At 62.0% G+C, this 22,923-nt stretch carries 18 protein-coding genes and 1 pseudogene; 11 read left to right on the top strand and 8 right to left on the bottom strand.

The window, feature by feature from the left end:
- Nucleotides 1-160: 160 nt before the first annotated feature.
- The gene (locus NQ492_RS14435; RefSeq protein ID WP_015545994.1) at nucleotides 161-3,001 is read right to left on the bottom strand and encodes a PD-(D/E)XK nuclease family protein; all 2,841 of its coding nucleotides are present in this window, start codon (nucleotides 2,999-3,001) and stop codon (nucleotides 161-163) included.
- A 99-nt stretch (nucleotides 3,002-3,100) separates the two neighbouring features.
- Complete coding sequence (locus NQ492_RS14440) at nucleotides 3,101-3,802, bottom strand: GIN domain-containing protein (RefSeq protein WP_015545995.1); 702 nt, start codon at nucleotides 3,800-3,802, stop codon at nucleotides 3,101-3,103.
- 95 nt (nucleotides 3,803-3,897) lie between these two features.
- Here NQ492_RS14440 and NQ492_RS14445 point away from each other — a divergent pair, with 95 nt between their 5' ends.
- From NQ492_RS14445 to NQ492_RS14460, 4 genes are all read left to right on the top strand, one after another.
- Nucleotides 3,898-7,044, top strand: a complete 3,147-nt coding sequence (locus tag NQ492_RS14445) for a UvrD-helicase domain-containing protein (protein ID WP_259872967.1) — start codon at nucleotides 3,898-3,900, stop codon at nucleotides 7,042-7,044.
- Entirely contained in the window at nucleotides 7,041-8,738 is a 1,698-nt protein-coding gene (locus NQ492_RS14450) for an ABC transporter ATP-binding protein (protein ID WP_015545996.1), read from the top strand. The genes NQ492_RS14445 and NQ492_RS14450 overlap by 4 nt, the downstream gene beginning before the upstream one ends.
- Before the next feature lie 129 nt (nucleotides 8,739-8,867).
- Nucleotides 8,868-9,758: a hypothetical protein gene (locus tag NQ492_RS14455; protein ID WP_015545997.1), complete on the top strand. Its 891-nt coding sequence runs from the start codon at nucleotides 8,868-8,870 to the stop codon at nucleotides 9,756-9,758.
- An 89-nt stretch (nucleotides 9,759-9,847) separates the two neighbouring features.
- A complete protein-coding gene (locus NQ492_RS14460) occupies nucleotides 9,848-10,207 on the top strand; it encodes a S26 family signal peptidase (protein ID WP_259872970.1) in 360 nt (119 codons plus the stop codon).
- Between the two features lie 306 nt (nucleotides 10,208-10,513).
- On the opposite strand, the pseudogene NQ492_RS14465 reads toward NQ492_RS14460, so the two are convergent.
- The 6 genes and pseudogenes from NQ492_RS14465 to NQ492_RS14490 all read right to left on the bottom strand — a co-directional run.
- Nucleotides 10,514-11,452: pseudogene (locus NQ492_RS14465) on the bottom strand (IS256 family transposase, variant Zn-binding type); the annotation flags it as partial.
- Between the two features lie 136 nt (nucleotides 11,453-11,588).
- Nucleotides 11,589-12,080 carry a prolyl-tRNA synthetase associated domain-containing protein gene (locus tag NQ492_RS14470; RefSeq protein WP_259872972.1) on the bottom strand — a complete coding sequence of 164 codons (492 nt, stop codon included), beginning with the start codon at nucleotides 12,078-12,080 and terminating at the stop codon, nucleotides 11,589-11,591.
- Between the two features lie 3 nt (nucleotides 12,081-12,083).
- Complete coding sequence (locus NQ492_RS14475; RefSeq protein ID WP_015545998.1) at nucleotides 12,084-13,133, bottom strand: glycosyltransferase family 2 protein; 1,050 nt, start codon at nucleotides 13,131-13,133, stop codon at nucleotides 12,084-12,086.
- Nucleotides 13,134-13,136: 3 nt separating this feature from the next.
- Nucleotides 13,137-14,081, bottom strand: coding sequence for an NAD(P)-dependent oxidoreductase (locus NQ492_RS14480; protein ID WP_015545999.1), 945 nt, complete (start codon nucleotides 14,079-14,081; stop codon nucleotides 13,137-13,139).
- Between the two features lie 87 nt (nucleotides 14,082-14,168).
- Nucleotides 14,169-14,906: a tRNA threonylcarbamoyladenosine dehydratase gene (locus NQ492_RS14485; protein WP_015546000.1), complete on the bottom strand. Its 738-nt coding sequence runs from the start codon at nucleotides 14,904-14,906 to the stop codon at nucleotides 14,169-14,171.
- Between the two features lie 9 nt (nucleotides 14,907-14,915).
- Entirely contained in the window at nucleotides 14,916-15,536 is a 621-nt protein-coding gene (locus tag NQ492_RS14490) for a TatD family hydrolase (RefSeq protein WP_147620122.1), read from the bottom strand.
- A gap of 335 nt (nucleotides 15,537-15,871) precedes the next feature.
- Between NQ492_RS14490 and NQ492_RS14495 the strand changes: the two genes are divergently transcribed.
- The 7 genes from NQ492_RS14495 to NQ492_RS14525 all read left to right on the top strand — a co-directional run bounded on the left by NQ492_RS14495 (nucleotide 15,872) and on the right by NQ492_RS14525 (nucleotide 22,781).
- Nucleotides 15,872-17,227 (top strand): Na(+)-translocating NADH-quinone reductase subunit A, encoded by a 1,356-nt coding sequence (locus NQ492_RS14495; RefSeq protein WP_015546001.1) that lies wholly within the window; start codon nucleotides 15,872-15,874, stop codon nucleotides 17,225-17,227.
- A gap of 20 nt (nucleotides 17,228-17,247) precedes the next feature.
- Nucleotides 17,248-18,357, top strand: coding sequence for an NADH:ubiquinone reductase (Na(+)-transporting) subunit B (gene nqrB / locus NQ492_RS14500; protein ID WP_015546002.1), 1,110 nt, complete (start codon nucleotides 17,248-17,250; stop codon nucleotides 18,355-18,357).
- A gap of 11 nt (nucleotides 18,358-18,368) precedes the next feature.
- Complete coding sequence (gene nqrC / locus NQ492_RS14505) at nucleotides 18,369-19,220, top strand: NADH:ubiquinone reductase (Na(+)-transporting) subunit C (RefSeq protein WP_015546003.1); 852 nt, start codon at nucleotides 18,369-18,371, stop codon at nucleotides 19,218-19,220.
- 1 nt (nucleotide 19,221) lies between these two features.
- Complete coding sequence (locus NQ492_RS14510; RefSeq protein WP_015546004.1) at nucleotides 19,222-19,869, top strand: NADH:ubiquinone reductase (Na(+)-transporting) subunit D; 648 nt, start codon at nucleotides 19,222-19,224, stop codon at nucleotides 19,867-19,869.
- 11 nt (nucleotides 19,870-19,880) lie between these two features.
- Nucleotides 19,881-20,489, top strand: a complete 609-nt coding sequence (nqrE, locus tag NQ492_RS14515; protein ID WP_044053949.1) for an NADH:ubiquinone reductase (Na(+)-transporting) subunit E — start codon at nucleotides 19,881-19,883, stop codon at nucleotides 20,487-20,489.
- A 25-nt stretch (nucleotides 20,490-20,514) separates the two neighbouring features.
- Nucleotides 20,515-21,777: an NADH:ubiquinone reductase (Na(+)-transporting) subunit F gene (gene nqrF / locus NQ492_RS14520; protein WP_044053950.1), complete on the top strand. Its 1,263-nt coding sequence runs from the start codon at nucleotides 20,515-20,517 to the stop codon at nucleotides 21,775-21,777.
- 368 nt (nucleotides 21,778-22,145) lie between these two features.
- A complete protein-coding gene (locus tag NQ492_RS14525; RefSeq protein WP_138265518.1) occupies nucleotides 22,146-22,781 on the top strand; it encodes a hypothetical protein in 636 nt (211 codons plus the stop codon).
- Nucleotides 22,782-22,923: the final 142 nt, after the last annotated feature.

A 22,923-nucleotide genomic window follows, 5' to 3' on the forward strand; every position in this document is an offset into this window, starting at 1 on the left:
AAAAGCGCAAGCGGAAGGGACGGGGCGCGTGCGCCCCCGCGAATAGTCGCCCGGAGCCAGCGTTAGCCGGTTCGTCGCAGGCAAAGGCATCCGTCGGGGAGTTTTTGGTACTTTTTGCGGAAAAAAGTACATGAAATCCCGCGGCCGCAGGCCGCAAAAACTACCTCTTGCAAATCACGTTGAAATCGCAGAAGTTGCAGGTGTCGGCGTCCTCGCACTGGCGGAAGGGCACCGAGGGATCGTAGAGCTCCGCCAGCGTTTGGCGCACCAACTCCTCGAACCGTTCGGCATAAAGCGTGTAACGTCCGCCGCGGACGCCCGTTTCCCGGTCGTCGAGCGTCGGCAGGTAGTCGGGACGGTTCATCGCCCGCACGTAGTAGAGCGCGGGTTCGGCGTCGACGCCCCGCGTGCGGTAGAGCATCATGGCGTAGAGCAAGGTCTGGAGGATGTTCGAAAGCCGCTGTTTGCCCTCGCCGCGGAAAAGGCTCTCCATCCCGGCGAACTCCAGGTGCGGCGCCCCGGTCTTGTAGTCCACCACACGCAGCGTTCCGTCGTCCAGCGCGTCGATGCGGTCGGCGATGCCCGCGAACTTCATGCAAAGGGGGCGGCCCGCCGCCGTGAAATCGAATCCGTATGCCACTTCCTGCTCCAGCCCCGTGACCGTGAAGCCGTCGTGCGCCGCATCGTAGGGCATCACCCCGCCCCGCAGATAGCGTGTAACGATGTCTTTGACCAGCAGCAGGTTGCCCGTATAGTCGTCGGTCGTGGCCGCGGGGTCCTGCAAATAATTCTCGTTGATCGCCGCCTCGACCGCCGCGGCGATCTCACCCGTGCGGATCATCGCCCGCAGGGTCTCGCCGGGGTGCGCCTCGCCCACGATCCGGGCATAGAGTTTCTGCACCGCGGCGTGAAGGATCGTGCCGAACATCGGGGCGTCGACCTCCTCGGCGATCTCGTCGTCGGCCTGGAGACGCGCCACGGAGTGAAAATAGAACCGCAGGGGACAGGCCACATAGCGGAAGAAAGCCGTCGGCGAGAGCGTGGCCTTCGATTCTGGGTCGGTGAAGCGTCCGAGACGCTGCATGATCCCCTCGTCCTTGGCCACCTCGATCGGATCGGTCTCGGCGAGGTTGACATCCACACCCACCTCGACCTTCCGGACGGGAAATCCGCTCTCGTAGTCGAGCTGGTAGATGTAGCGGCTCGGTTCGCCCGTCGATTTGTCGTCGGCGTGCGAGCAGTAGAGCATCCACACCCGCCGGGCGCGCTGCACGAGGCGGTAGAAATAGTAGGCGTAAACTCCCTCGTGGTGCTCGGGCGTGGGCAGTCCGTAGGCCGCCCGCAGGTTGTAGGGCACGAACGACGCCTGCGCCATGTGGTTGCCCGGGAAGTTGTCGTCGTTCATCGAGAGCAGAACGACGTTTTCAAAATCGAGGTTGCGGGTTTCGAGGATGCCCATGACCTGCACCCCTTCGAGCGGCTCGCCCTCGTAGGGGATGCGCACGGTCTGCAAATGGCGACGCAGCAGCGAGGTGTAAACCTCCGTCGTCAACTCGATGTCGCACTCGTCCAGCGAATTGCGAAGTTTGGAAATCTCCTCCGAAATCACGGCCAGAAACTCCACGCGCTGACGCCGGTCGTCGCCCTCGTAGGGCGTCCGGGCCACGGCGGCGACGACCCGCAGCAGCCAGTCGGACAACTCGCGCCACGCGGCGGCGGGCGAAAAGATCATCCGCAGCAGGTCGTTGCGTCCCAGCCATGCGGCGTCGACCGAAATGCGCCGTTCGCGCACGATCTCGTCCTGCATGGCGCGGGTCTCGCGGGCATCGCTGTCCGCGACGTAGGGGTGCGCGAGAATGCCCACGGCGTCGGCATGGTAGAACGTGCATCCTGCGCCCTTCGTGCGGCGGTGGGCCTGCAACTCCACGAGGCGTTCGACGAAGGTGTAGGCCAGGCTGGCCCGCAGCGGATAGCCCATCGTGACGTTGACCTTCCCGATCTCGGGCGGCAGGGCGTAGAGCAGCGGCAGGAGCAGGTTTTCATCGGTCAGCACCACGGCGGTGCGCTTGTCCAGCGGCCCCCGTGCGGCCAGTTCCCGCAGGATTGCGGCGGCGTGCTTGCACTGCACGGCGTTCGACACGGCAGCCACGGCGGTCAGCTCCTTCGGACGCTCCATGTTGTCGTGCGACACGTCCCCGCGCGGCGGGAACTGCACGACGTTCTCGCGCACGAACATCCCGGCCTCCTGCTCGGGGCGGTCTTTATAATAGGAGTCGTAATCCCAGTAGAAATCGGTCTCGGCAGCCGTCGAGAGGAAGCGGAATAGCTGTTTCTCGCACTCCGACAGGGCGTTGAATCCCGCCACGACATATTGCCGCGCCTCGGGAAAGGCATACCCCTCGCCGCGGATGCGGTCGGCGGCGGCCCGCTGGACCATGCCGTTGTAGGCGATGCCCAGCTCGGAGAGCCGTTCGCGGAAGCGGGCGTAAACCGGCCCAAGAGTCTTCCAGATCGCCAGGAAGCGGCGCTTCTCCTCCGAGAGGTCGGTTTCGTCGGCGAGCGTCGACCAGAAACGCAGGATTTGCAGCTGCGCGGGAGTGAGGTACGAAATGTCGGCCTCGATCTCCTTGATCTCCGAGATGTTGCGGAACAGCATCGCGGCGTCGATCCGGTATTTGTCGATGGTGTCGAAATCCGTCAGGAGCATGTCGCCCCAGAAATAGAACTTGTCGAACGGCTCGGCGTGGTATTCCGAATAGATTTTGTAGAGTTCGGTGATCAGCCGCACGCGGTCCCCGGTGCGGAGTCCCGAAATCTCGGTCGTCAGATCGTCGACCGTCACCCACCGGGGCTGCCACATCGGACGCCCGGCGATGCCCGTCAGGGCGTCGACGAAGAACAGCCGCGCACGCCGCGACGGAAAGAGGATCGCCCTTTCGGAAAGCCCTTCGCCGTAACGGGCATAGAGGTCTTCGGCAACTTCGTGGAGAAAGGTTTTCATATAATGCAAAATTCACAATTCACAATAATTTAGTTTGCAGACGTTTAAAACCGACTTCAGCAAAGTCAAAATTGTGAATTATGAATTATGAATTGCGAATCACTCCACCCTTGTGATGTCGCCGCCCATGAACTTCGCGCCGCTGCGCACAATGGGCGGAGCGCCCTTGTAGGTGATCTTGCCCCCGGTCGAGGTTTTGCCCTGGAAACGGTCGGTCACCCACAGCGCAGCAACGCCCGAACTGGTGACGTTGGCCTCGGCGGCCATCACCTCCAGCCCCGCTGCTTCGAGTTTTCCGGTCGAGACGAACAGCGAAAGGTAGCGCACCGCGCCCGTCAGCGTCGCCGTGCTCTTGCCCGTAAGCTCCATTTTCAGGTCCTTGACATCCATCCGGGCCGTCACCTGCGCCATGCCGCCCACGGTCAGGTCGAGGACCGTGGCCACCAGCGTGCTGTCGAACGTCGCCACGGCGTCGGCAATGGCGACGCGCTCCAGCGAATTGTAATAAACCGTCACCGAAGTGCGGTCGGGCCGGCGGGCGTCGGAGCGTTCCGTGATGCGCAGCACCTTGTCCTTCACCTCGGCGCGGAATTTGGTCGTATAGGAACCTTTGGTGTCGTAGACGATCTTGGGGGCTTCGGTGTCGGGAACCTGCACGAATTTGACGTCGAGCGGCGCCGACACTTCGACGGCTGTAAACGACGTGAGCCATTCGCGGCGTTCCCCGGTTTCGGCGGGCTGCTGCGCCCGGCAGAGCGCTGCGGCGGCCAGCATCACGGCCGTCAGAATCATTTTCTTCATAACAAGATCTTGTTTTAGCTCCGCTAAATTACAAAATTATTGCGAAGTTCGGGATTTGTTTTGTATTTTTACCCATTAAAACGAAATTTCGGACAGTGAGAGCGAAGATTCTGAATGCAAGCGCCGGATCGGGAAAAACCTACCAGCTGGCCTACAAATACGTCCGCGACGTGATCGACCAGCCGGGCCTCTACCGCCACATCCTCGCCGTGACCTTCACGAACAAGGCCACCGAGGAGATGAAATCGCGCATCCTGAAGGAGATCCACCGTCTGGCCTCGGGAGGCGCAAGCCCCTATCTGGAAAACCTCTGCCGCGAGCTGTCGCTCGACGAGCGTTCGGTGCGCAAACGCGCCGCCGAGGTGCGTTCGAAAATCCTGCACGACTACTCGCGCTTCACGGTGCTGACGATCGACACCTTCTTCCAGCGCATCCTGCGGGCCTTCATCAAGGAGCTGGGCATCGACCTCAATTACAATGTCGAGATCGAGACGGCTTCGGTGCTGTCGAAGGGCGCCGACACGCTCATCGAGCAGATCACCGTCGACCGCGACCTGCAACGCTGGCTCACGGAGTTCGTGCAGGAGCGCATCGACGAGGGCCGCAAATGGGACATCCGCGACGGCATCCTTTCGCTCGGCGGCGAGTTGTTCAAGGAGAAGAACAAGGACGCGCTGTCGGTGCCGCGGTCGCGCGAGGAACTGGGCCGGATCGTATCGCGCGCCGCGGCGCAGGCCGAGGCGACCAAAAAGCAATTGCAGCAGACCGCCGCCCGGGCCGTTGCGATCATCTCCCGGGCCGGACTTACGGCCGCCGACTTTTCGGGCAAGAGCCGCAGCTTCGCCAATTATTTCTTCACCGTCGCCGCGGGCGAACTGAAACCCTACGGCGCGACGGTGGCCAAGATGGCCGCCGCGCCCGAGGGCTGGGGCGCCAAGGGATCGCCCGCGCAGGCGCTGGCCCCCGAGCTGCAACCCCTGCTGCGCGAAATGTGCGACATCTACGACGCCAACCGCAAGAGCTGGAACACCTGCGACCTGCTGAAGGAGAACTACCGCAGCTTCGCCCTGCTGTCGGACCTCTACAAGCGGGTGCAGCAGCTGTGCGACGAGCAGAACATGATGCTCCTCTCGGAAACCAAATACGTCCTCTCGGAGTTCATCGGCCACAACGACGCGCCGTTCATCTACGAGAAGGTGGGCAACCGTTTCGAGCGTTTTATGATCGACGAATTCCAGGACACCTCCCTGAAGGAGTGGGAAAACTTCCTGCCCCTGCTGCAAAACGCCATGGCGCAGTCGGAGGAGACCTCGGTGCTGATCGTGGGCGACATCAAGCAGTCGATCTACCGCTGGCGGGGCGGCGACTGGAAAATCCTCCACGGCGAGGCCCAGCAGGCGCTGGGCGCGAGCGACACCCAAGTCGAGGTGCTGCGGGAGAACTGGCGGAGCCTCCCCGCGGTGGTCGCCTTCAACAACCGCATCATCGAACGGATCGTCGCCGCGGACAACCGTGCGCTGAACGAAACCCTCGCAAAGGCCTCCGAGGAGGGTTCCGTCGATCCCGCGGAGGCCGCCGCGCTGCGCGACACCCTCGCCGACGCCTACCGCGGACATGCCCAGCTCCCGCGCCGCATGGCCGAACACCCGGGCTACGTCTCGGTCGAGACCTTCGCCGAGCGGCCGCCCGTCGTGGAGCGCATCTGCGCGCTGATCGACAAGGGATTCCGGCCGTGCGACATTATGATCCTCGTGCGCGGGGCCACCGACGGCGCGAAGGTCGCCGCCGAACTGCTCGACTTCAAACGCCGCAACGAGGACCCGCGCTACCGTTTCGACGTGATGACCCAGGAGGCTCTGATCGTGGGCAACGCCCCCGTCAGCTCGTTCATCGCCGCGGCCCTGCGGCTGGCGCTCAACCCCGACGACTCGCTCTCGCGCGCCGTCTACAACCACTACCTCGGCCGCCCGTTCGACCGGCCGCTCGACGATTCGGAACGCGATTTTTTCCGCTCGGTGCGGCTCCTGTCGCCCGAGGAGGCGTTCGAGCGGATCGTCATGCGGCACGCCCTGCAAGGCGACCGTCGGCAGACGGCCTACCTCCAGGCCATCCACGAGCAGATCATCTCGTTCTGCGCGACGAAAATCGCCGACATAGCGCTGTTCCTCCGCTGGTGGGAGGAGACGGGCAAAAACCGCTCGCTGTCGGTCGAGGAGAGCGCCACGACGGTCGAGATCACCACCATCCACAAGGCCAAGGGGCTTGAAAAGCGGGCCGTGCTCATCCCCTACTGCTCGTGGTCGCCGGACCCCAAGTCGAGCGGCACGGTGCAGAACATCGTCTGGGCCGAGGCCCGCGGCGACGGGGCCGAAGCGATCGGCCGCTTCCCGGTGAGGTACAAGAAGGCGATGGCCGAATCGGGCTTCTCGTCGGAGTACTACCGCGAGCTGGTCTACGCCCACGTCGACAACGTCAACCTGCTGTACGTGGCCCTCACGCGCGCCGCCGAGTCGCTGCACGTCTTCATCCCGCAGAAGGGCGGCCGCACGGTCGGAGGGCTGCTGCTCCAGAGCATCGCAACCGACGGCGACAAGGCCCTGCTGGGCGACTTCGAAGGCCGCTGCACCATCGACGAAGCGGGCGAACACTTCGCTTTCGGGGAGTTCGCGGGCCCCGTCGCGGGCGGTTCGAAACGCTCCGAGGCCGAGCACGTCATTCTGGAGGAGTACCCCACGGCGCAGGCCGACCTGCGGCTGCGGCTCCCCTCGCAACGCTATTTCGAGGACGGCGGCGAGGTCGAGCTCTCGCCCCGGAACCTCGGCATCCTGATGCACAGGGCCTTCGAGCAGGCCGACGACGAGGCCGGAATCCACGAGGCCGTGCGCGGCATGCAGGCCGACGGCACGCTGTCCGAAGCCGATGCCGCGACCCTGCGGCAGATGATCGCCCGGGCCTTGGAACACCCCGAGGTGCGCGAATGGTTCGGCGGAGGCTGGGAGCGCGTGCGCAACGAAAACGAAATCATCATCCCCGGCAGAGGGTCGACGCGGCGTCCCGACCGCGTGATGATCGACGGACGCCGGGTCGTCGTCGTCGACTACAAGTTCGGCCTGCGCGACGCCGAACGCCACCGCCGGCAGATGCGCGAATACCTCCGCCTGCTGGGCGAAATGGGTTATGCCCCGGCCGAGGGGTATCTGTGGTATGTGAAACTGGGTAAAATCGAAAAAGTGGAGCCATGAGAAGCATTCTCCGAAGCCTTCCCGCCGCATTCCGCCGCCGGGGTCTCCGCATCGCCGCGACCCTCGTGCTGCGCGCCGTGCTGAACCTGGCGGGACTCGCGGCCCTGCTGCCGGTGCTGACGCTGGTGCTCGACCCCGCGGGATTCGAGGGCGACGGGCCGCTGGCGATGGTCTACGTCTGGTCGGGCGTCGCTTCGCCGCGCACGTTCGCACTCGCGGTCTGCGGGGCCGTCGTGGGGTTCATCGTCCTCAAATGCGGCGTCAACTTCCTGCTGGCACGCGCCGAACGCCGCTACATCTACGACCTCTACCGCACCCTTTCGCGCCGCCTCTACATCGCCTACCACGACCGGGGTCTGGCCTTCATCAACAATTCGAACTCCTCGGTGCTGGCGCGCAACGTCAACGTCGTCTGCCTGGCATTCGCCGCCGGGGTCCTGCGCCCCGCCGCCGCGATGATCGCCGAGGCGATGCTCTTCGTCCTGCTGTTCGCCTCGCTGGCTCTCTACACGCCTCTCGCGGCGCTGCTCTCCGTCGTGATCTTCCTCCCCGCGGTGTGGCTCTACTACGCGCTGGTCCGCAACCGCATCAACCGTTACGGCGAACAGGAGAACCGCGCCCAGCGCGAGAAGTCCCGCCTCGTGGCCGAGACCTTCCGGGGATACGCCGACATCGAGTTGAGCGACGCCTTCCCGGGGATGCTCCGCGCCTTCGACCGCACGATGGACGAAGTGGTGCGCACCCGCTCGCGCGAGGCCGACATCGGCCAGCTGCCCCAACTCTTCACCGAGATCGGGCTTGCCGTGGGCATGGCCCTGCTGGCGGCCGTGAGCTTCGGCGGCGGGCAGTCGCAGCTGCTGTTCGGCGTCTTCGCCGTGGCGGCCCTGCGGCTGATGCCCTCCGTGCGCGGCATCATGTCGGGCTGGGCCACGATCCGCTACAACCGCTACACCATCCCCATCCTGCGCGAAGCGGCCCTCCACGAGCAGGCCTCCGCGCACCCCGAGGTCCCGACGCGCGAAACGCTGCCCTTCGAGCGCGAAATCTCGGTCCGCAACCTCTCGTTCCGCTTCACCGAAGAGAGCCGGGAACTTTTCCACGGCCTCACGCTCACCATCCGCAAGGGCGAACGCATCGGCATCCGCGGAGCGTCGGGCGCAGGCAAGACCACCCTTTTCAACCTCCTGCTGGGCCTTTACGAACCCACGTCGGGAGAAATCGCCGTCGACGGCACGCCCCTCACCGCCGCAAACCGCCGGGCATGGCAGAACCGCATCGGCTATGTCTCGCAGCGTCTGTTCCTCACCGACGGAACATTCGCGGCCAACGTCGCACCGGGCGTCCCGGACGCCGAAATCGACCGCCGCCGGGTCACCGAAGCCCTCGAAGCGGCCCAGCTGGGCGAATTCATCGCTTCGCTGCCCCTGGGGATCGACACCCCCGTCGGCGAATGCGGCAGCCGCCTCTCGGGCGGACAGCGGCAGCGCATCGGCATCGCACGCGCCCTCTACCGCCGCGCCGACGTGCTTTTCTTCGACGAGGCGACCTCGGCGCTCGACAGCCGCACCGAAGGGGAGATCAACCGTTCGATCGCCGCGATCGCCGCGCGGAATCCGGGCCTTACGCTGCTGGTGATCGCCCACCGCGAAACCTCGCTCGAATACTGCGACCGAATCATAACGCTGGAAAAATAAGATGAAGAATCGGAAGCCGTCCCTTATTCCCATCCGCCAGCTGCGACCCTCTCCCAGCGAGGGAGAGGGCCTACGATTCACCCGGCTCGTACGGCAGAGTATATCCTTGCACCGCCGGCGCGAAAAAAAATGAACGCTAACAACCGCTTTATGAATTATACGATCGCCAATATCCGCGTCTCCCTGCCCGACGCCTGCACGGGAGAGCATTTCACCCGGGCCCTGCGCCCGTTCCTGACACTCGGCGCCGGCCCTGCGGACCTCGCGCTGGAAATCGTCCCCCGGATTCCGGCCGAAGCCGATTACCGCGAACTCGACATCTTCGAGTTTCCCGACGCCGACGCCGACTGCCGTTTCGGGACCGACGCGGCGGGCTACCTGCTCGAAATGACGCCCCGCGACGGCAGCGCCCCGGCCCGCTACCGCATGGCCTACGGCGCGGCGGCGGCCCGTAGCGACATCACCCCCGGACACAATCCCGCGCTGTTCCGGTTCGGGGTCTGGATTCTTTTCAACATCGCGGCGCTGCCCCTCGGAGCCGTGGCCTTCCACTCCTCGGTGATCCGCTACCGCGGCCGGGGAGTGCTGTTCCTCGGCGAATCGGGAACAGGCAAAAGCACCCACACGCGGCTGTGGCGGGAGCATATCCCGGGTGCGGAACTGCTCAACGACGACAGTCCGATCATCCGGGCCACGGACAGCGAAGCCCTCGTCCACGGATCGCCGTGGAGCGGCAAAACGCCCTGCTACCGCAACGAGAGCTGCCCGATAGCCGCCGTCGTACGGCTCTCGCAGGCCCCGCACAACCGCATCCGCCGCCTGCGGCCGATCGAGTCCATCGGAGCGTTGCTCCCCTCCGCACCCCCGGCCTTCGCCCGCGACGAACGGCTTTCGGACGACACCTGCGGCCTGCTCTCCCGGCTGATCGCACAGGTTCCCGTCTACCACCTGGAGTGCCTGCCCGACGCAGCGGCGGCGCAGCTCGCCTGCCGAACGGTTTTCAACGACGCGACGCTATGATCCTGCTCCCCAACCAACTCTTCTTCGCCGAGGTCGAGGCGATGCTCGCCGAAGGCCGCGAGGTTCAGATCCGCATGAAGGGCCACAGCATGCGGCCCCTGCTACGCAGCGAGCGTGACCAGGTCGTGCTGACGCCCTGCACCGACCCCGCGCGCCTGCGACCGGGCGACGTGGTGCTGTTCCGCTGCTGCGGCCGCCACATCCTCCACCGCATCGTCCGCCGCGACGGCGACCGCCTCACACTCGCGGGCGACGGGAACTACCGCATCACGGAACAGTGCACGACACGCGACGTCGCCGGCATCGCCGTCCGGGTCATCCGCGCCTCGGGCCGCGTCGTCGGCTGCGACTCCCCCGGCTGGCGGCTCCGGTCGCGCCTCTGGCTCGCGATCCCGCCCTGGCTGCGACGGCAGGTGCTGCGCGTGCTCTGGCATTCGGGCTGGAAATGAAAAAGGCAGGGCTTTCGACAGCCCTGCTTTTTTACGGCGTATAGGTCATTTCGGGTGCTAAAATCGTTGTAATACTGGTGTCTGTCAGTATGATATGACCATTCAAAACTTTTGAACACATATTTGATGCGAGCGCTTTCGCTCTATAGGTCAAAACGGGTGCTGAAAATGGCACCCGTTTTTGGTGGATTCATCTGTATTTTGTTATTTTGCATTGCGGCTTAAAGCGTAACGGAGCTCTGCTGGGGAGCACCTCCGCCAGGAATAAAGCCGTCCAATATGCATAATGCGATTCAGGAGATGGCCTTAGCGGTTGTCTCCTTTTTCATTATGCAATTTGGCATATGCCAAGAAAAACCCGTTCATCATCCGCTTGCGGTTTTCCTCAATCATTCCCGGATGATTCCGCAAGGCTTTCTTCATGTCGGTGAATGTGCCTTCGATCATATTGTTTGTGTTGGGCATACCTCTGACTTTCTCGTATGTAAACAAAAAAGGAAGGTAGGTCGATATGCTGACCATGGCAGATCTGAGCCGTTGATGGGTATATATCGTGCGTCCGGTAATCTCGTTGACCGTCTTTTCTTTCAGGAAGTCATGCCATTTCCTCTTCCATTTCTCAAATGCACTGACGAATGCACTTTCATTCATGTCTTTTAGACGGTATGCAAGATCCAATAACTCCTTTCCTGCCTCAAGTTGCGGATTCTTGGTCAGTTTTCTTCTTATTATCGCCACCATGTGGAACTGGCACATCTGTATTCTGTATTCCGAAAGGACGGTAAACAGCTTTTGAAAACCATCAATGACAATCCCCTGAATGGCATACCCGCATCCTACTATATGTTTCACAGCGTCCTCGTAATCACTGATGTGCTCGTGGGCGATATGCTTCATGTAAAGAAGTCTGCCGCTTCCGCTTTCCAGAGCCAGCAGCACTCCTGTATTGCGCCCAAAATACGTGGCGTCGAGATGTATCACACCGCTTCCTTTGATCCTAGGCTGTTCCCAGCTGAACGAAATGGAGGCAAGCCGACGTGTCACGGTCGAAGCACTGAGACCTGTAGTTTCACTGATCTGGGCTATTGTCTGCTTGCCGTGCAGGTACATCTCCCAGATGTCTTCTTTTGTAAAATCACGCCCGCCGCTGAAGCGGCGTCCACAAACCATGCACTTGTATCGTTGGACGCTTTTGCGTTTTCCGTCCTTCTTTACAATGGGGGAATTGCATGTCGGGCATTTTTTTGTTCATAATGCAATTTCTATATTTTCAAATGCCAAAATATACTGAAAATCAAATAGAATGCCACGCTATCGGCACCCGTTTTGACCTATAGCGTGGCGTTTTCCTGTTTTTGAGGCGTTTCAGCACCCGTTTTGACTAATAAGTCTCGATGAATTCGTAGGAGTTGCCGACGGCGGCGAGGTATTTCAGAAACTCCTCCTGCGGGATGACCACCGTCGCGCGGTTGTCGTTGGGGTGGAACGAGTAGGCGGGGCAGTCGCGCAGGTTGACGTCGAGGAACAGGTGGACGTGGTTCTCCGGGTCGTTGATCAGCCCGAAGGGCGAGACCGAGCCGGGCCGCAGTCTCAGCCAGCGTTCCATGCGCTCGGGCGAGGCGAACGTCAGTTTGCCCTGGCGCAGGCGGGCTTCGAGGTCGCGGATGGCCAGCGACCGCTCCGAATCGAAACACACGAGGTAGTGGCGGTCGCCCTTGTGGTTGCGGAAGAAGAGGTTCTTGCAGTGTTTCGAACCGTCGTCGCGCCACCACTGGCGGGCGATTTCGATGGTCGGGGCCTCGGGGTGTTCATACCATTCGTAGCGGATGCCGCGGGCGTCGAGAAAGTCGAAAACAGGTTGTTTGCGGTCCATGATTCAGGCGTTAAAACGTCCGCGCAGGCGCAGCGACGACCTGCGCAGCGCGATTCGGAGATAGAGGAGCGTGCGACACTCCCTTCCCTTCAGAATGCGGTCGAGCAGCGGGCGTTTCAGCAGCGGATGCCAGCGGGGCGTGTAGGTCTCTGCGCCGAACAGCTCCGGGCGGGCGGCAATGGCTCCGAGGACGCTCCGGCGGTCGCCGAAACGGATGTTGTTTGCGGCCCGTAGCAGCGTGTCGCGGACCAGGTTTTGCCGCAGGGCGAAGAGATAGGCCTTGTCCGTGATGCCGAAGCGTTCGGCCAGCTGCGGGATGAAGCGGTCGAGCCGCTCGGCGGCCTCGACGAGTTCGCAGGCCGGCATGGGGCGTGTGCTGAGCGTGTTCCGTCCGCGGCGCATGTAGTGCATGTAGAGGCCGCTGCGCCAGACGACCGACTGCATCCGGCTGATGCAGGTGAAGAAGAAAAGGTGGTCTTCGCGGGAGCAGAGGTGTTCGATGAAGCGGATTCCGAGGCGGCGGAGCGTCTCCGTGTGGTAGAGTTTGCAGACGCTGCATCCGTCCTGCAGAAACCGCTGTCCCACGGCTGCCGAAGGATCGTCGCCGATGGCGAGCGCCCCGTCGTCGTAGCTGAAAAACGCCTCGTTCGGCCCCGGCGGCTCGGCCTCCGAAAAGTCGAGCAGTATGCCTTGCATGACGATCGTTCCGGGACCCGGGGCGGGATCGCGGAAAAATTCGGCCAGAAACTCCTTTTCGGCCCAGTCGTCGGCGTCCATGAAGGTGATGAAACGCCCGCGGGCGTTGTCGATGCCCGCATTGCGGGCCGCCGAGACCGACGCTTCGTCGAGCGTCAGGGTGCGGATGCACCCGGGGTGTTCCGCGGCGTAGCGGGCGCAGCGTTCCCGCGAATCGTCCGACGAGCCGTTTTCGACCAGGATGAGTTCGAAATCGGTGTAGCTCTGGGCCAGCAGGCTCTCCACGCATGCGCCGAGGTGGGGCGCTGCATTGTGGACCGGGATTACGACCGTGAGGTTGGGTTCGGGCTGGGACATCGGCTATTGGTTTTGAGGAGTATAGAAATCCCGGATATTCCGTGCGATGCACTCCACGAGTATTTCGATCGCCTCGACGGGCGACCAGGCGTTGTGGGGCGAGAGCAGCAGGCGGTCCGGTTCACGGACCGAGAGCAGGGGATTGCCCGCTTCGAGCGGTTCGTGCGTGAAAACATCAAGCCCCGCTCCGGCGAGCCGTCCGGCGTCGAGGGCCGCGGCCAGCGCCGCTTCGTCCACGATGCCGCCGCGCGCCACGTTGATCAGGATGGCCGAAGGCTTCATCAGCGCCAGTTCGCGCGCGCCGATCAGATTGCGCGTGCGGTCGTTCAGCGGGGCGTGGACCGACACCACGTCGGCCCATCGGAGCAGTTCGTCGAGCGGCTTTTCGGGATAGGGTTCCTCGCGCACGACGCCCGAGGTCGAGGTATAGGCGATGCGGCATCCCAGCGCCTCGGCGACGCGGGCGACGCTGCGGCCGATGTTGCCCAGCCCGACGATGCCCCATTTCGAGCCGTAAAGCTGGTGTGTGGTGCGCCCGAAGTGGTATTGCAGGGGCGATCCTGCATATGCGGTCTTGACGTAGCGGTCGTAATAGACCGTCTGTCGCAGCAGGCCGATGGCCGCGCCGATGGTGGTCTCCGTCACGGCGTGGGTCGAGTAGCCCACGGCATTTTTCACCGCAATGCCCAGTTCGGCCGCGGCCTCGAGGTCGATGTGGTTCATGCCGGTCGCCGCCACGCAGATCAGCCGCAGGCGGGGGAGCTGCCGGAGGGTTTCGCGGCGGAAAACCACCTTGTTGGTGATCACCACGTCGGCTTCGCGGCAGCGGTCGGCGACCTCTTCGCGGACCGTGGTCCGATAACCCGTGTAGTTGCCCAGCGCGCGGATGGACCCGAGGTCGGCGTCGCCGAGCGAGTATTCGTCCAGAAATACGATGTTCGGTTGCATATCCTTTGTGTTTTTGTAAATTGCGTTCGGCGGCGCGGACTCGGTTCCCGGATGCGGATTCGGTCCGCCGCCCTTTGAAGAGGGCTTTCAGCCCTCCAGTTCGCCGATTAAATCCCTGATCACCACGGAAGCGCATCCGATTCCGAACAGCGCGGGGATGTAGGAGATCGTCCCGACGTTCGACTTCTTGTTCTGCTCCTCGCAGAGGATCATGGCTCCTTCGCGCATCGGCTCGGGAGAGAATACGGCCCGGAACCCCCGGCGGATGCCGATCTTGTGGAGCCGCTTGCGCAGCATGTGGGCCAGCGGGCAGTGGTGGGTTTTCGAGATGTCGGCGATTTCGAGTTTGGTGGGGTCGGTTTTGGCTCCGGCGCCCATCGAGCTGACGAGCGGCAGCCCGCGCTCCAGCGAGGCGGCGATCAGCGCCAGTTTCGGCGAGAGGGTGTCGATGGCGTCCACCACGTAGTCGTAGCGCGCGGCGTCCAATAAGATATAGGTCTCCTCGTCCTTGATATATTTGTCGACCACCGTGAGTCCGATTCCGGGGTTGATGTCGCGCAGGCGTTCGGCCAGCACCTCGGCCTTCGGGCGGCCGACGGTCGAATGGAGGGCCACCAGCTGGCGGTTGATGTTGGTCGCGTTCACCGTGTCGGCGTCGGCGACGGTCATGCGTCCCACGCCCGCCCGGGCGATCATCTCCGCGGCATAGGCCCCCACGCCGCCCAGCCCGACCACGAGCACGTGGGCGTTGCGCAGCAGCTCCAGTTTTTCGCTGCCGAGCAGCAATTCGGTTCTTTCCAGCCAGTTATGCGTATGCGTTTCCATTTGTCATTGTCATTTGTCGCCCTTCGTCCGGCCCGGTCCTTCGTACTCGCCGCCTGTGAATATTCGTTTGTAATTATCTAAAATTGCCCGTTGCAGCTCCTCCTCCGGCACCCCTTTCGCCTCCGCCGCCCGGGCGTAAATTTCCGCGATGGGCACGGGGCTGTCGTCGGTCTCCAGAAAGAGCTGCGAAAGCGGCGTCCCGCGCAGCGCCGCAAGGGTCTTGGGCGATGCGAACGTGCGTTCGCCGAACGAGAGGCAGTAACCTTTCGCCAGGGCCTGCCGCGCCTGCTCGGGCGAGCCGATGAAGCCGTGGAAAATCACGGCCCGGGGTTCCGAGGCCGCCAGTTCGCGCATCAGCGGCTCGAAGGCCCTGACGCAGTGGAGCACCACGGGAAGTCCCCGCTCGCGGGCCAGCCGCAACTGCGTCCGCAGTGCGGACAGCTGGGCCGCACGGTCGGCGCCGCGCACGAAATCCAGTCCCGTTTCGCCCACGGCCTGCGCCCCGCCGAGACGCTGGCCGAGCGTTGCGGCGTCCTGCGTCGCGGCGTCCCACGGGTGCACGCCCGCCGTGCGGAGTTCGATCCCCGAACCGGTCGGGCGATGGGTGTGTATGTTGACGTAAGGGAGCATCCGGATTGCAAATGTAGGAATTTTAGCGGGAGCATTGCGAATTTGGAGCCAATTTTTTAACCTTCGCTTCCGGCTGCCGGCCTGCGGGACGCGGGGATGTTTTCCGGAGGTTGTTTTTGCTCCGGATTCTTTCGAAATTCTTTCGCATCGGAAGCATTCGTAAGGCCTTTATTTTGTCCCGAAAGCGGGCGCTCCAAATCTTAATTAAATTTAAGAAATAATGGTTTGCGCATGGGGGATTTCGGGAAAAATTTCGTACTTTCGCACGCGAATTAATTGTTAGCTCACTAACAGCCGAACTTGAATTCCAAACATAACAATCAAAATCATTAACCATGTCGAAAATCATTACACTACGCAAGGGTTTAGACATCAATCTGGTGGGCAAACCCCAGGAGTCGCTCGCGGACGCGCCGCAGGCTTCGGAGTATGCCCTCTCGCCCCTCGATTTCGAGGGCGTGACTCCCAAGCTGCTGGTTAAGGAGGGCGATCGGGTGAAAGCCGGCACGCCGTTGTTCTTCAACAAGTACAACGAACGCGTGCTCTTCACGTCGCCCGTCAGCGGTACGGTGGCCGCCGTCAACCGCGGAGAGAAGCGCAAGGTCCTCTCCGTGACGGTGACTCCCGACGCCTCCCAGGAGTACGAGGAGTTTGAGAAGACCGACCTCGGGTCGGCTTCGCGCGAGCAGATCGTCTCCCTGCTGCTCCGGTCGGGCCTTTGGCCGATGATCGTGCAGCGCCCTTACGGCATCATCGCCGACCCCAGCGACACGCCGAAAGCGGTCTTCATCTCCGCCTTCGACTCCGCGCCGCTGGCCCCGGATTACAATTTCGTGCTGAAAGCCGAGCAGAAGAACCTCCAGACGGGTATCGACGTGATGCGCAAACTCACTCCGGGCAAGGTGCATCTCTCGGTGCGCGCCAAGGCCGAAGGGCAGATGCCCTCGCTCAAGGGCGCCGAACTCCACGCCTTTGCGGGCAAACACCCCGTCGGCAACGTCGGCGTGCAGATCCACCACGTGGACCCGGTGAACAAGGGCGAAGTGGTGTGGACGGTCAACGTCCAGGATCTGGCCATCATCGGCCGCCTGTTCAACGAGGGCCGTGTCGACATGACGAAGATCATCGCCGTGGCCGGTTCGGAGATCGAGCGTCCGCAGTACGTCCGCATGGTGGGCGGCGCGAAGGTCGACTCCCTGGTCAAGGGCAACGTGAAGCGACAGAAGGAGGGCGACAGCGTCCGCTTCATCTCGGGCAACGTGCTCACGGGCACCCGGACCGCGCCGGACGGCTTCATGGGCTTCTACGCCAATCAGCTGACCGCCATCCCCGAGGGCGACAAGTACGAACTGCTGGGCTGGGCGATGCCCCGTTTCGGGAAGTTCTCCGTGTCGCGTGCCTATTTTTCGTGGCTCTGCCCGAAGAAGGCCTACAATCTCGACACCAACATGAACGGCGGCGAGCGTCCGTTCGTCGTGACGGGGCTTTACGAGCAGTACCTGCCGATGGACATTTACCCGATGTACCTGCTGAAGGCGTGCCTTGCGGGCGACATCGAAAAGATGGAGAACCTCGGCATCTACGAGGTCACCGAAGAGGACTTCGCGCTGTGCGAGTTCGTCGATCCCTCGAAGATCGAGATTCAGCAGATCATCCGCGACGGTATTAACTTAATGATCAGGGAGGCTTAAAGATGGGACTTCGTAAATTCATGGACAATATCAAGCCCACCTTCTCCAAGGGAGGCAAGCTGGGCTTTCTGGAGTCGACGTTCGATGCGTTCGAGACGTTCCTCTTCGTACCCAACACCACGACCTCGAAGGGCGCGCACATCCGCGACTGCAACGACATGAAACGTACGATGATCATGGTCGTCGCGGCGCTGATGCCGGCTTTTCTGTTCGGTTGCTACAACACGGGCATCCAGGTCGGACTCGAAGGCTTCACGGCCTTCTTCTACGGACTGGTCCGCGTGCTGCCGATGGTCTGCGTTTCCTATATCGTGGGTCTGGGCATCGAGTTCGGGTTCGCGCAGGCGCGCGGCCACGAGGTCAACGAGGGTTTCCTCGTCACGGGTCTGCTGATCCCGATGATCTTCCCGGTGTCGACGCCGCTCTGGATGGTCGCGCTGTCGACGGCTTTCGCCGTGGTCTTCGGCAAGGAGGTCTTCGGCGGTACGGGCATGAACGTCTTCAACCCCGCGCTGCTGGCGCGCGCCTTCGCCTTCTTCGCCTACACCCCTTCGATGTCGGGTGAGACGGTGTGGTACTCCGACTGGACGATGATGGGCGCGCAGGTCGACGGCATCACCGGCGCTACGGCCCTCGAACAGCTCGGCACGACCGGCGCGATGAACTACTCGCCGCTGGACGCCTTCCTGGGCTTCATCCCCGGATCGTTCGCCGAGACTTCGACGCTGGCCATCCTTCTCGGAGGCGCCATCCTCCTGTTCACGGGCATCGCCTCGTGGCGCACGATGGCGTCGGTGTTCGTCGGCGGACTGGCGATGGGTTACCTCTTCCAGGCGCTCGGCGTGACGACCTATCCCGCCTGGTATCACCTGATCGTCGGCGGCTTCGCCTTCGGTGCGGTCTTCATGGCCACCGATCCCGTGACTTCGTCGCAGACCAACACGGGCAAATACATCGTCGGCCTGATGACCGGCGCGCTGGCCGTGCTGATCCGCGTGGTCAACCCGGCCTATCCCGAGGGCATGATGCTTTCGATCCTCTTTATGAATGCGCTGGCGCCGCTGGTCGACTACTACGTGGTCGAGGCCAACATCTCGCGCCGCCGCAAACGTGTCAAACTCGCAAAATAGGGGAGACTGTTATGGCAACGAAAAAATTCAAATGCAACGTCTGCGGCTACATCCACGAAGGAGACGCCGCGCCCGCTAACTGCCCCGTCTGCGGAGTTCCCGCCTCGGAATTCACCGAGCTGAAGCCGGAGAAGAAGGGCCTGTTCAGCGACAAGAACGGCAATGCCTATATTATTATGTACTCGACGGTGATGGTCGTCATCGTGGCCACGCTGCTCGCGCTGGCCGCGCTGGGGCTCCAGAAATGCCAGTACGAGAACGAACTCAACGAGAAGAAGCACGCCATCCTCGCGTCGCTGTCGGCCGGTGACCGGTCCTACGACGAGTTCATCGACGCCTATGTCGTCGACAAGGACGGCAGGCGCGTCGACGGCGAGGATGTCTTCGCGCTGCTCAACGACCTGCCGGGAACCTTCGAGGCGGGCAAGTTCCCGATCTTCGAGGCCCGGGACGGCCGGGTGGTCATTCCCGTGACCGGCATGGGTCTCTGGGGTCCCGTCTGGGGCTATGTGGCTCTCGAGAAGGACATGAACACCGTCGCCGGCATCATCATGGCCCACAAGGGCGAGACCCCGGGTCTCGGCGCCGAGATCGCGACGCCCAAGTACCAGGCCAATTTCGTCGGCAAGACGATCTTCGACGGCGACAAGTTCGTTTCGGTGACGCTCCGCAAGGGCGGCGCCAAGGACCCCGCGCACGAGGTGGATGCCATTTCGGGCGGTACGAAGACCTCGGACGGCGTGACGGCGATGCTCTACAACAGCCTGGAGAACTACCTGCCCCTGCTGGAGGCCAAGCGCAACGCTGCGGCTCCCGCTCCGGCCGAAGTGTCTAACGAAGAAAACGTAGAAAACAATGAGTAAGATGGAAAAAGAGCCTTTGTTTTCGGCAAAGAACCTCAAATACCTGACCGGTCCGTTCTCGGCGAACAACCCGGTCATCGTGCAGATCCTCGGTATCTGCTCGGCGCTGGCCGTCACCGTACAGCTCAAGCCCGCCATCGTCATGGCCCTGTCCGTGACGGTCGTCACGGCCTTCTCGAACCTGGTGATGTCGCTGCTGCGCAACGGCGTTCCCTCGCGCATCCGCATCATCGTCCAGCTGGTGGTCATCGCCGCGCTGGTGATTCTCGTCGACCAGGTGCTCAAGGCTTTCGTCTACGAAGTCTCGAAGCAGCTGTCGGTCTACGTCGGACTGATCATCACCAACTGTATCGTCATGGGCCGCATCGAGGCATTCGCGCTGGCCAACAAGCCCTGGGCGTCGTTCCTCGACGGTATCGGCAACGGTCTGGGCTACGGTCTGATTCTGGTCATCGTGGCCTTCTTCCGCGAGCTTTTCGGTTCGGGCAGCCTCCTGGGCTACCGGATCATCCCCGAGAGCTGGTACATGGCCGAGGGCGGCTTCTATTCGAACTGCGGACTGATGCTCTTCCCGCCGATGGCGCTGATCATCGTGGGCTGCATCATCTGGGTGCACCGTTCGCGCAACAAGGACTTACAGGAAAAATAGGAGGATAACGTATGGAATCATTGAATATCTTTATCCGGTCGATCTTCATCGACAACATGGTCTTCGCCTTCTTCTTCGGCATGTGCTCCTACATCGCCGTGTCGAAGAGCGTGAAGACGGCCCTGGGACTCGGCGCCGCCGTTACGTTCGTGATGGTGATGACCGTTCCGCTGAACTACCTCTTGTACGAATATGTGCTGAAGGCCAATGCGCTCGTCGAGGGCGTGGACCTGAACTTCCTGTCGTTCATCGTCTTCATCGCCACCATCGCGGCGTTCGTGCAGCTGGTGGAGATGATCGTCGAGAAGTTCTCGCCGACGCTTTACAGCCAGCTGGGCATCTTCCTGCCGCTGATCGCCGTGAACTGCGCCATCATGGGCGGCTCGCTGTTCATGCAGCAGAAGGTCGACGGCGGCGAACTGACGTCGCTCTGGCAGACGATCGTCTACGGACTCGGCTCGGGACTGGGCTGGTGGCTGGCGATCGTGATGATGGCCGCCATCCGCGAGAAGACGACCTATTCGCACATCCCTGCGGCGCTGAAAGGCCCCGGCATCGCCTTCATCATCACCGGTCTGATGGGTATCGCCTTTATGATTTTCTCGGGCATTCAGTTCTAACCTTTAAAAAAAGAGATTCCGATAAATGACTACAACGATTTTAATAGCGATTGCGGCCTTTCTGGCCATAACGCTCGTGCTGGTCGCACTGCTTCTCTATGCGAAGGCGAAACTGACCTCCTCGGGCGACGTCGTGATCGACATCAACGGCGGTGAGAAGGTCATCACGACCGAAAGCGGTTCGACGCTGCTTTCGACGCTGGCCAACAACAAGGTGTTCCTGCCTTCGGCGTGCGGCGGCGGCGGCTCGTGCGGCATGTGCAAATGTCAGGTGCTCGAAGGCGGCGGCGACATTCTGCCCACCGAGACGGGCTTCATCTCGCGCAAGCTGGCCAAGGACCACTGGCGTCTCGGCTGCCAGGTGAAGGTCAAGGAGAATATGAAAATCCGTGTTCCCGAGGCCGTGCTGGGCGTCAAGAAGTGGGAGTGCACCGTGGTCTCGAACCGCAATATCTCGACTTTCCTCAAGGAGTTCGTCGTGAAGCTGCCCGAGGGCGAGAACCTCAAGTTCCGCAGCGGCGGTTACATCCAGATCGACATTCCGAAGTACGACGCCATCAAGTTCTCGTCGATGGACGTGGACGAGAAGTTCCGCGCCGACTGGGACAAATTCAAGATGTGGGATCTGGTGACGACCAACCCCGAGCCGACGTTCCGCGCCTACTCGATGGCCAACCATCCGGCCGAGGGCAACATCATCATGCTCAACATCCGTATCGCCACGCCTCCGTTCGACAAGGCCACGGGCGGTTTTATGAAGGTCAACCCGGGTATCTGCTCGTCGTATGTCTTCTCGCGCAAGCCGGGTGACAAGATCACGATTTCGGGTCCTTACGGCGAATTCTTCCTGCCGGACAATCTGCCCTCGACGCAGGAGCTGATCTTCATCGGCGGCGGTGCGGGCATGGCTCCGATGCGCAGCCACCTGATGCACCTGTTCAAGACCGAAAAGACCGACCGTCCGGTGTCGTTCTGGTACGGCGCGCGTGCGCTGAAGGAGGTTCCCTATCTCGACGAGTTCCACCAGATCGAGAAGGATTTCCCCAACTTCTCGTTCAATCTGGCCCTCGACCGTCCCGATCCCGAGGCGGACGCCGCCGGAGTGAAGTACACGCCGGGCTTCGTGCACAACGTGCTCTACGAAAACTACCTCAAGAACCACCAGGCTCCCGAGGACTGCATCTACCTCATGTGCGGACCTCCGATGATGATCGCTTCGGTCGTCAAGATGCTCGACAACCTCGGCGTGCCGCCGGAGAATATCTTGTACGATAACTTCGGCAGTTAGTGAGTGCAATGACCACCAAAACGCCGTAGGCGAATAAAAGAGGAAGGACGGAAGATCGAATTGATTCGAAACTTTCGTCCTTCCTCTTTTATTGATCCCGCAGGGATTGTCGGTTCATTGCCGAACGCGGCCGAAGTCACGGAGCGCGGTTATCACGAGCGGAGGCGAGCGATGCGACGTAACTTGCGCTCGGGGTGAGGATTCATTGCCGAACGCGGCCGAAGTCACGGGCGGCGGGGCGAAAATCGGCGATGACGGAGGCGGGATGGTCTACGGCGAATGAGGGCGCGAATGGAACTTTCGGAGCCTCGGAATTTGGCGGATCGGAAATAAAACCGTAAATTCGGATAAATTTCAAATAGGGTGCTATGAGACTTGTCCTGGTGTTTGTCGCATTGTTGCTGTCGCTTCCCTTATCCCCGCAGGCAAGGCCGAAGGGATATGAGTTGGACTATTATCGGGTTCGTCTGGAATCTGTCGAGACCGATGGCGCCCGGGGCGGCGTTATCGGCAATCCCGAGAATGAGCAGGGATTCACCACGCCCGGCTACCGGGATTCCACGATCCGCGTCGTTTTCACCTTCGAGCCGACGCATGTCGATTTTTCCCTGACCAACGAGAGCGATTCCGACTTCGGAATCATCTGGGACGAGGCCGTCTTCGTGGATGGAGTCTCGAATGCCGCAGAGGGGGTGTTTCACCGGGGTGTGAAGCTGCTCGACAGACACGACGCGCAGGTTCCTTCCGTGGTCGTGAAGGGAAGCTGTGTTTCGGAGTCGCTTGCCGTCAAGAACCGGGTTTTTTACAGTCGCGACCTCAAACGGTGGGTATTCGAGAATCTCCTGCGGGATGCGGATAAGCTTACGCAGATAAAAATACTGTTGCCGATCGAAACCGCCGGAGGGCGTCGGGACTACCTGTTCGTGTTTTCCGTCCACTGGGAGAACCGGAAGGTCCGGGCCGAGTTCGATACGGGCCGGTGGTTTTACGTATCGGAGAAATAGCCGCTTTCGGCCGGGACGCTTTCGCGTGCCGACGTTCCCATGGCTGCGTCCGGGGCGTTGCCGGGGCTTTGGGCGGGCGGCGCATGGAAAAACACCCCGCAGGTCACAGGACCTGCGGGGTGTTCGGCTTCGGAAGCGCTGC

The sequence above is a fragment of the Alistipes shahii WAL 8301 genome (genome assembly GCF_025145845.1).
In the GTDB taxonomy this organism is placed as follows: domain Bacteria; phylum Bacteroidota; class Bacteroidia; order Bacteroidales; family Rikenellaceae; genus Alistipes; species Alistipes shahii.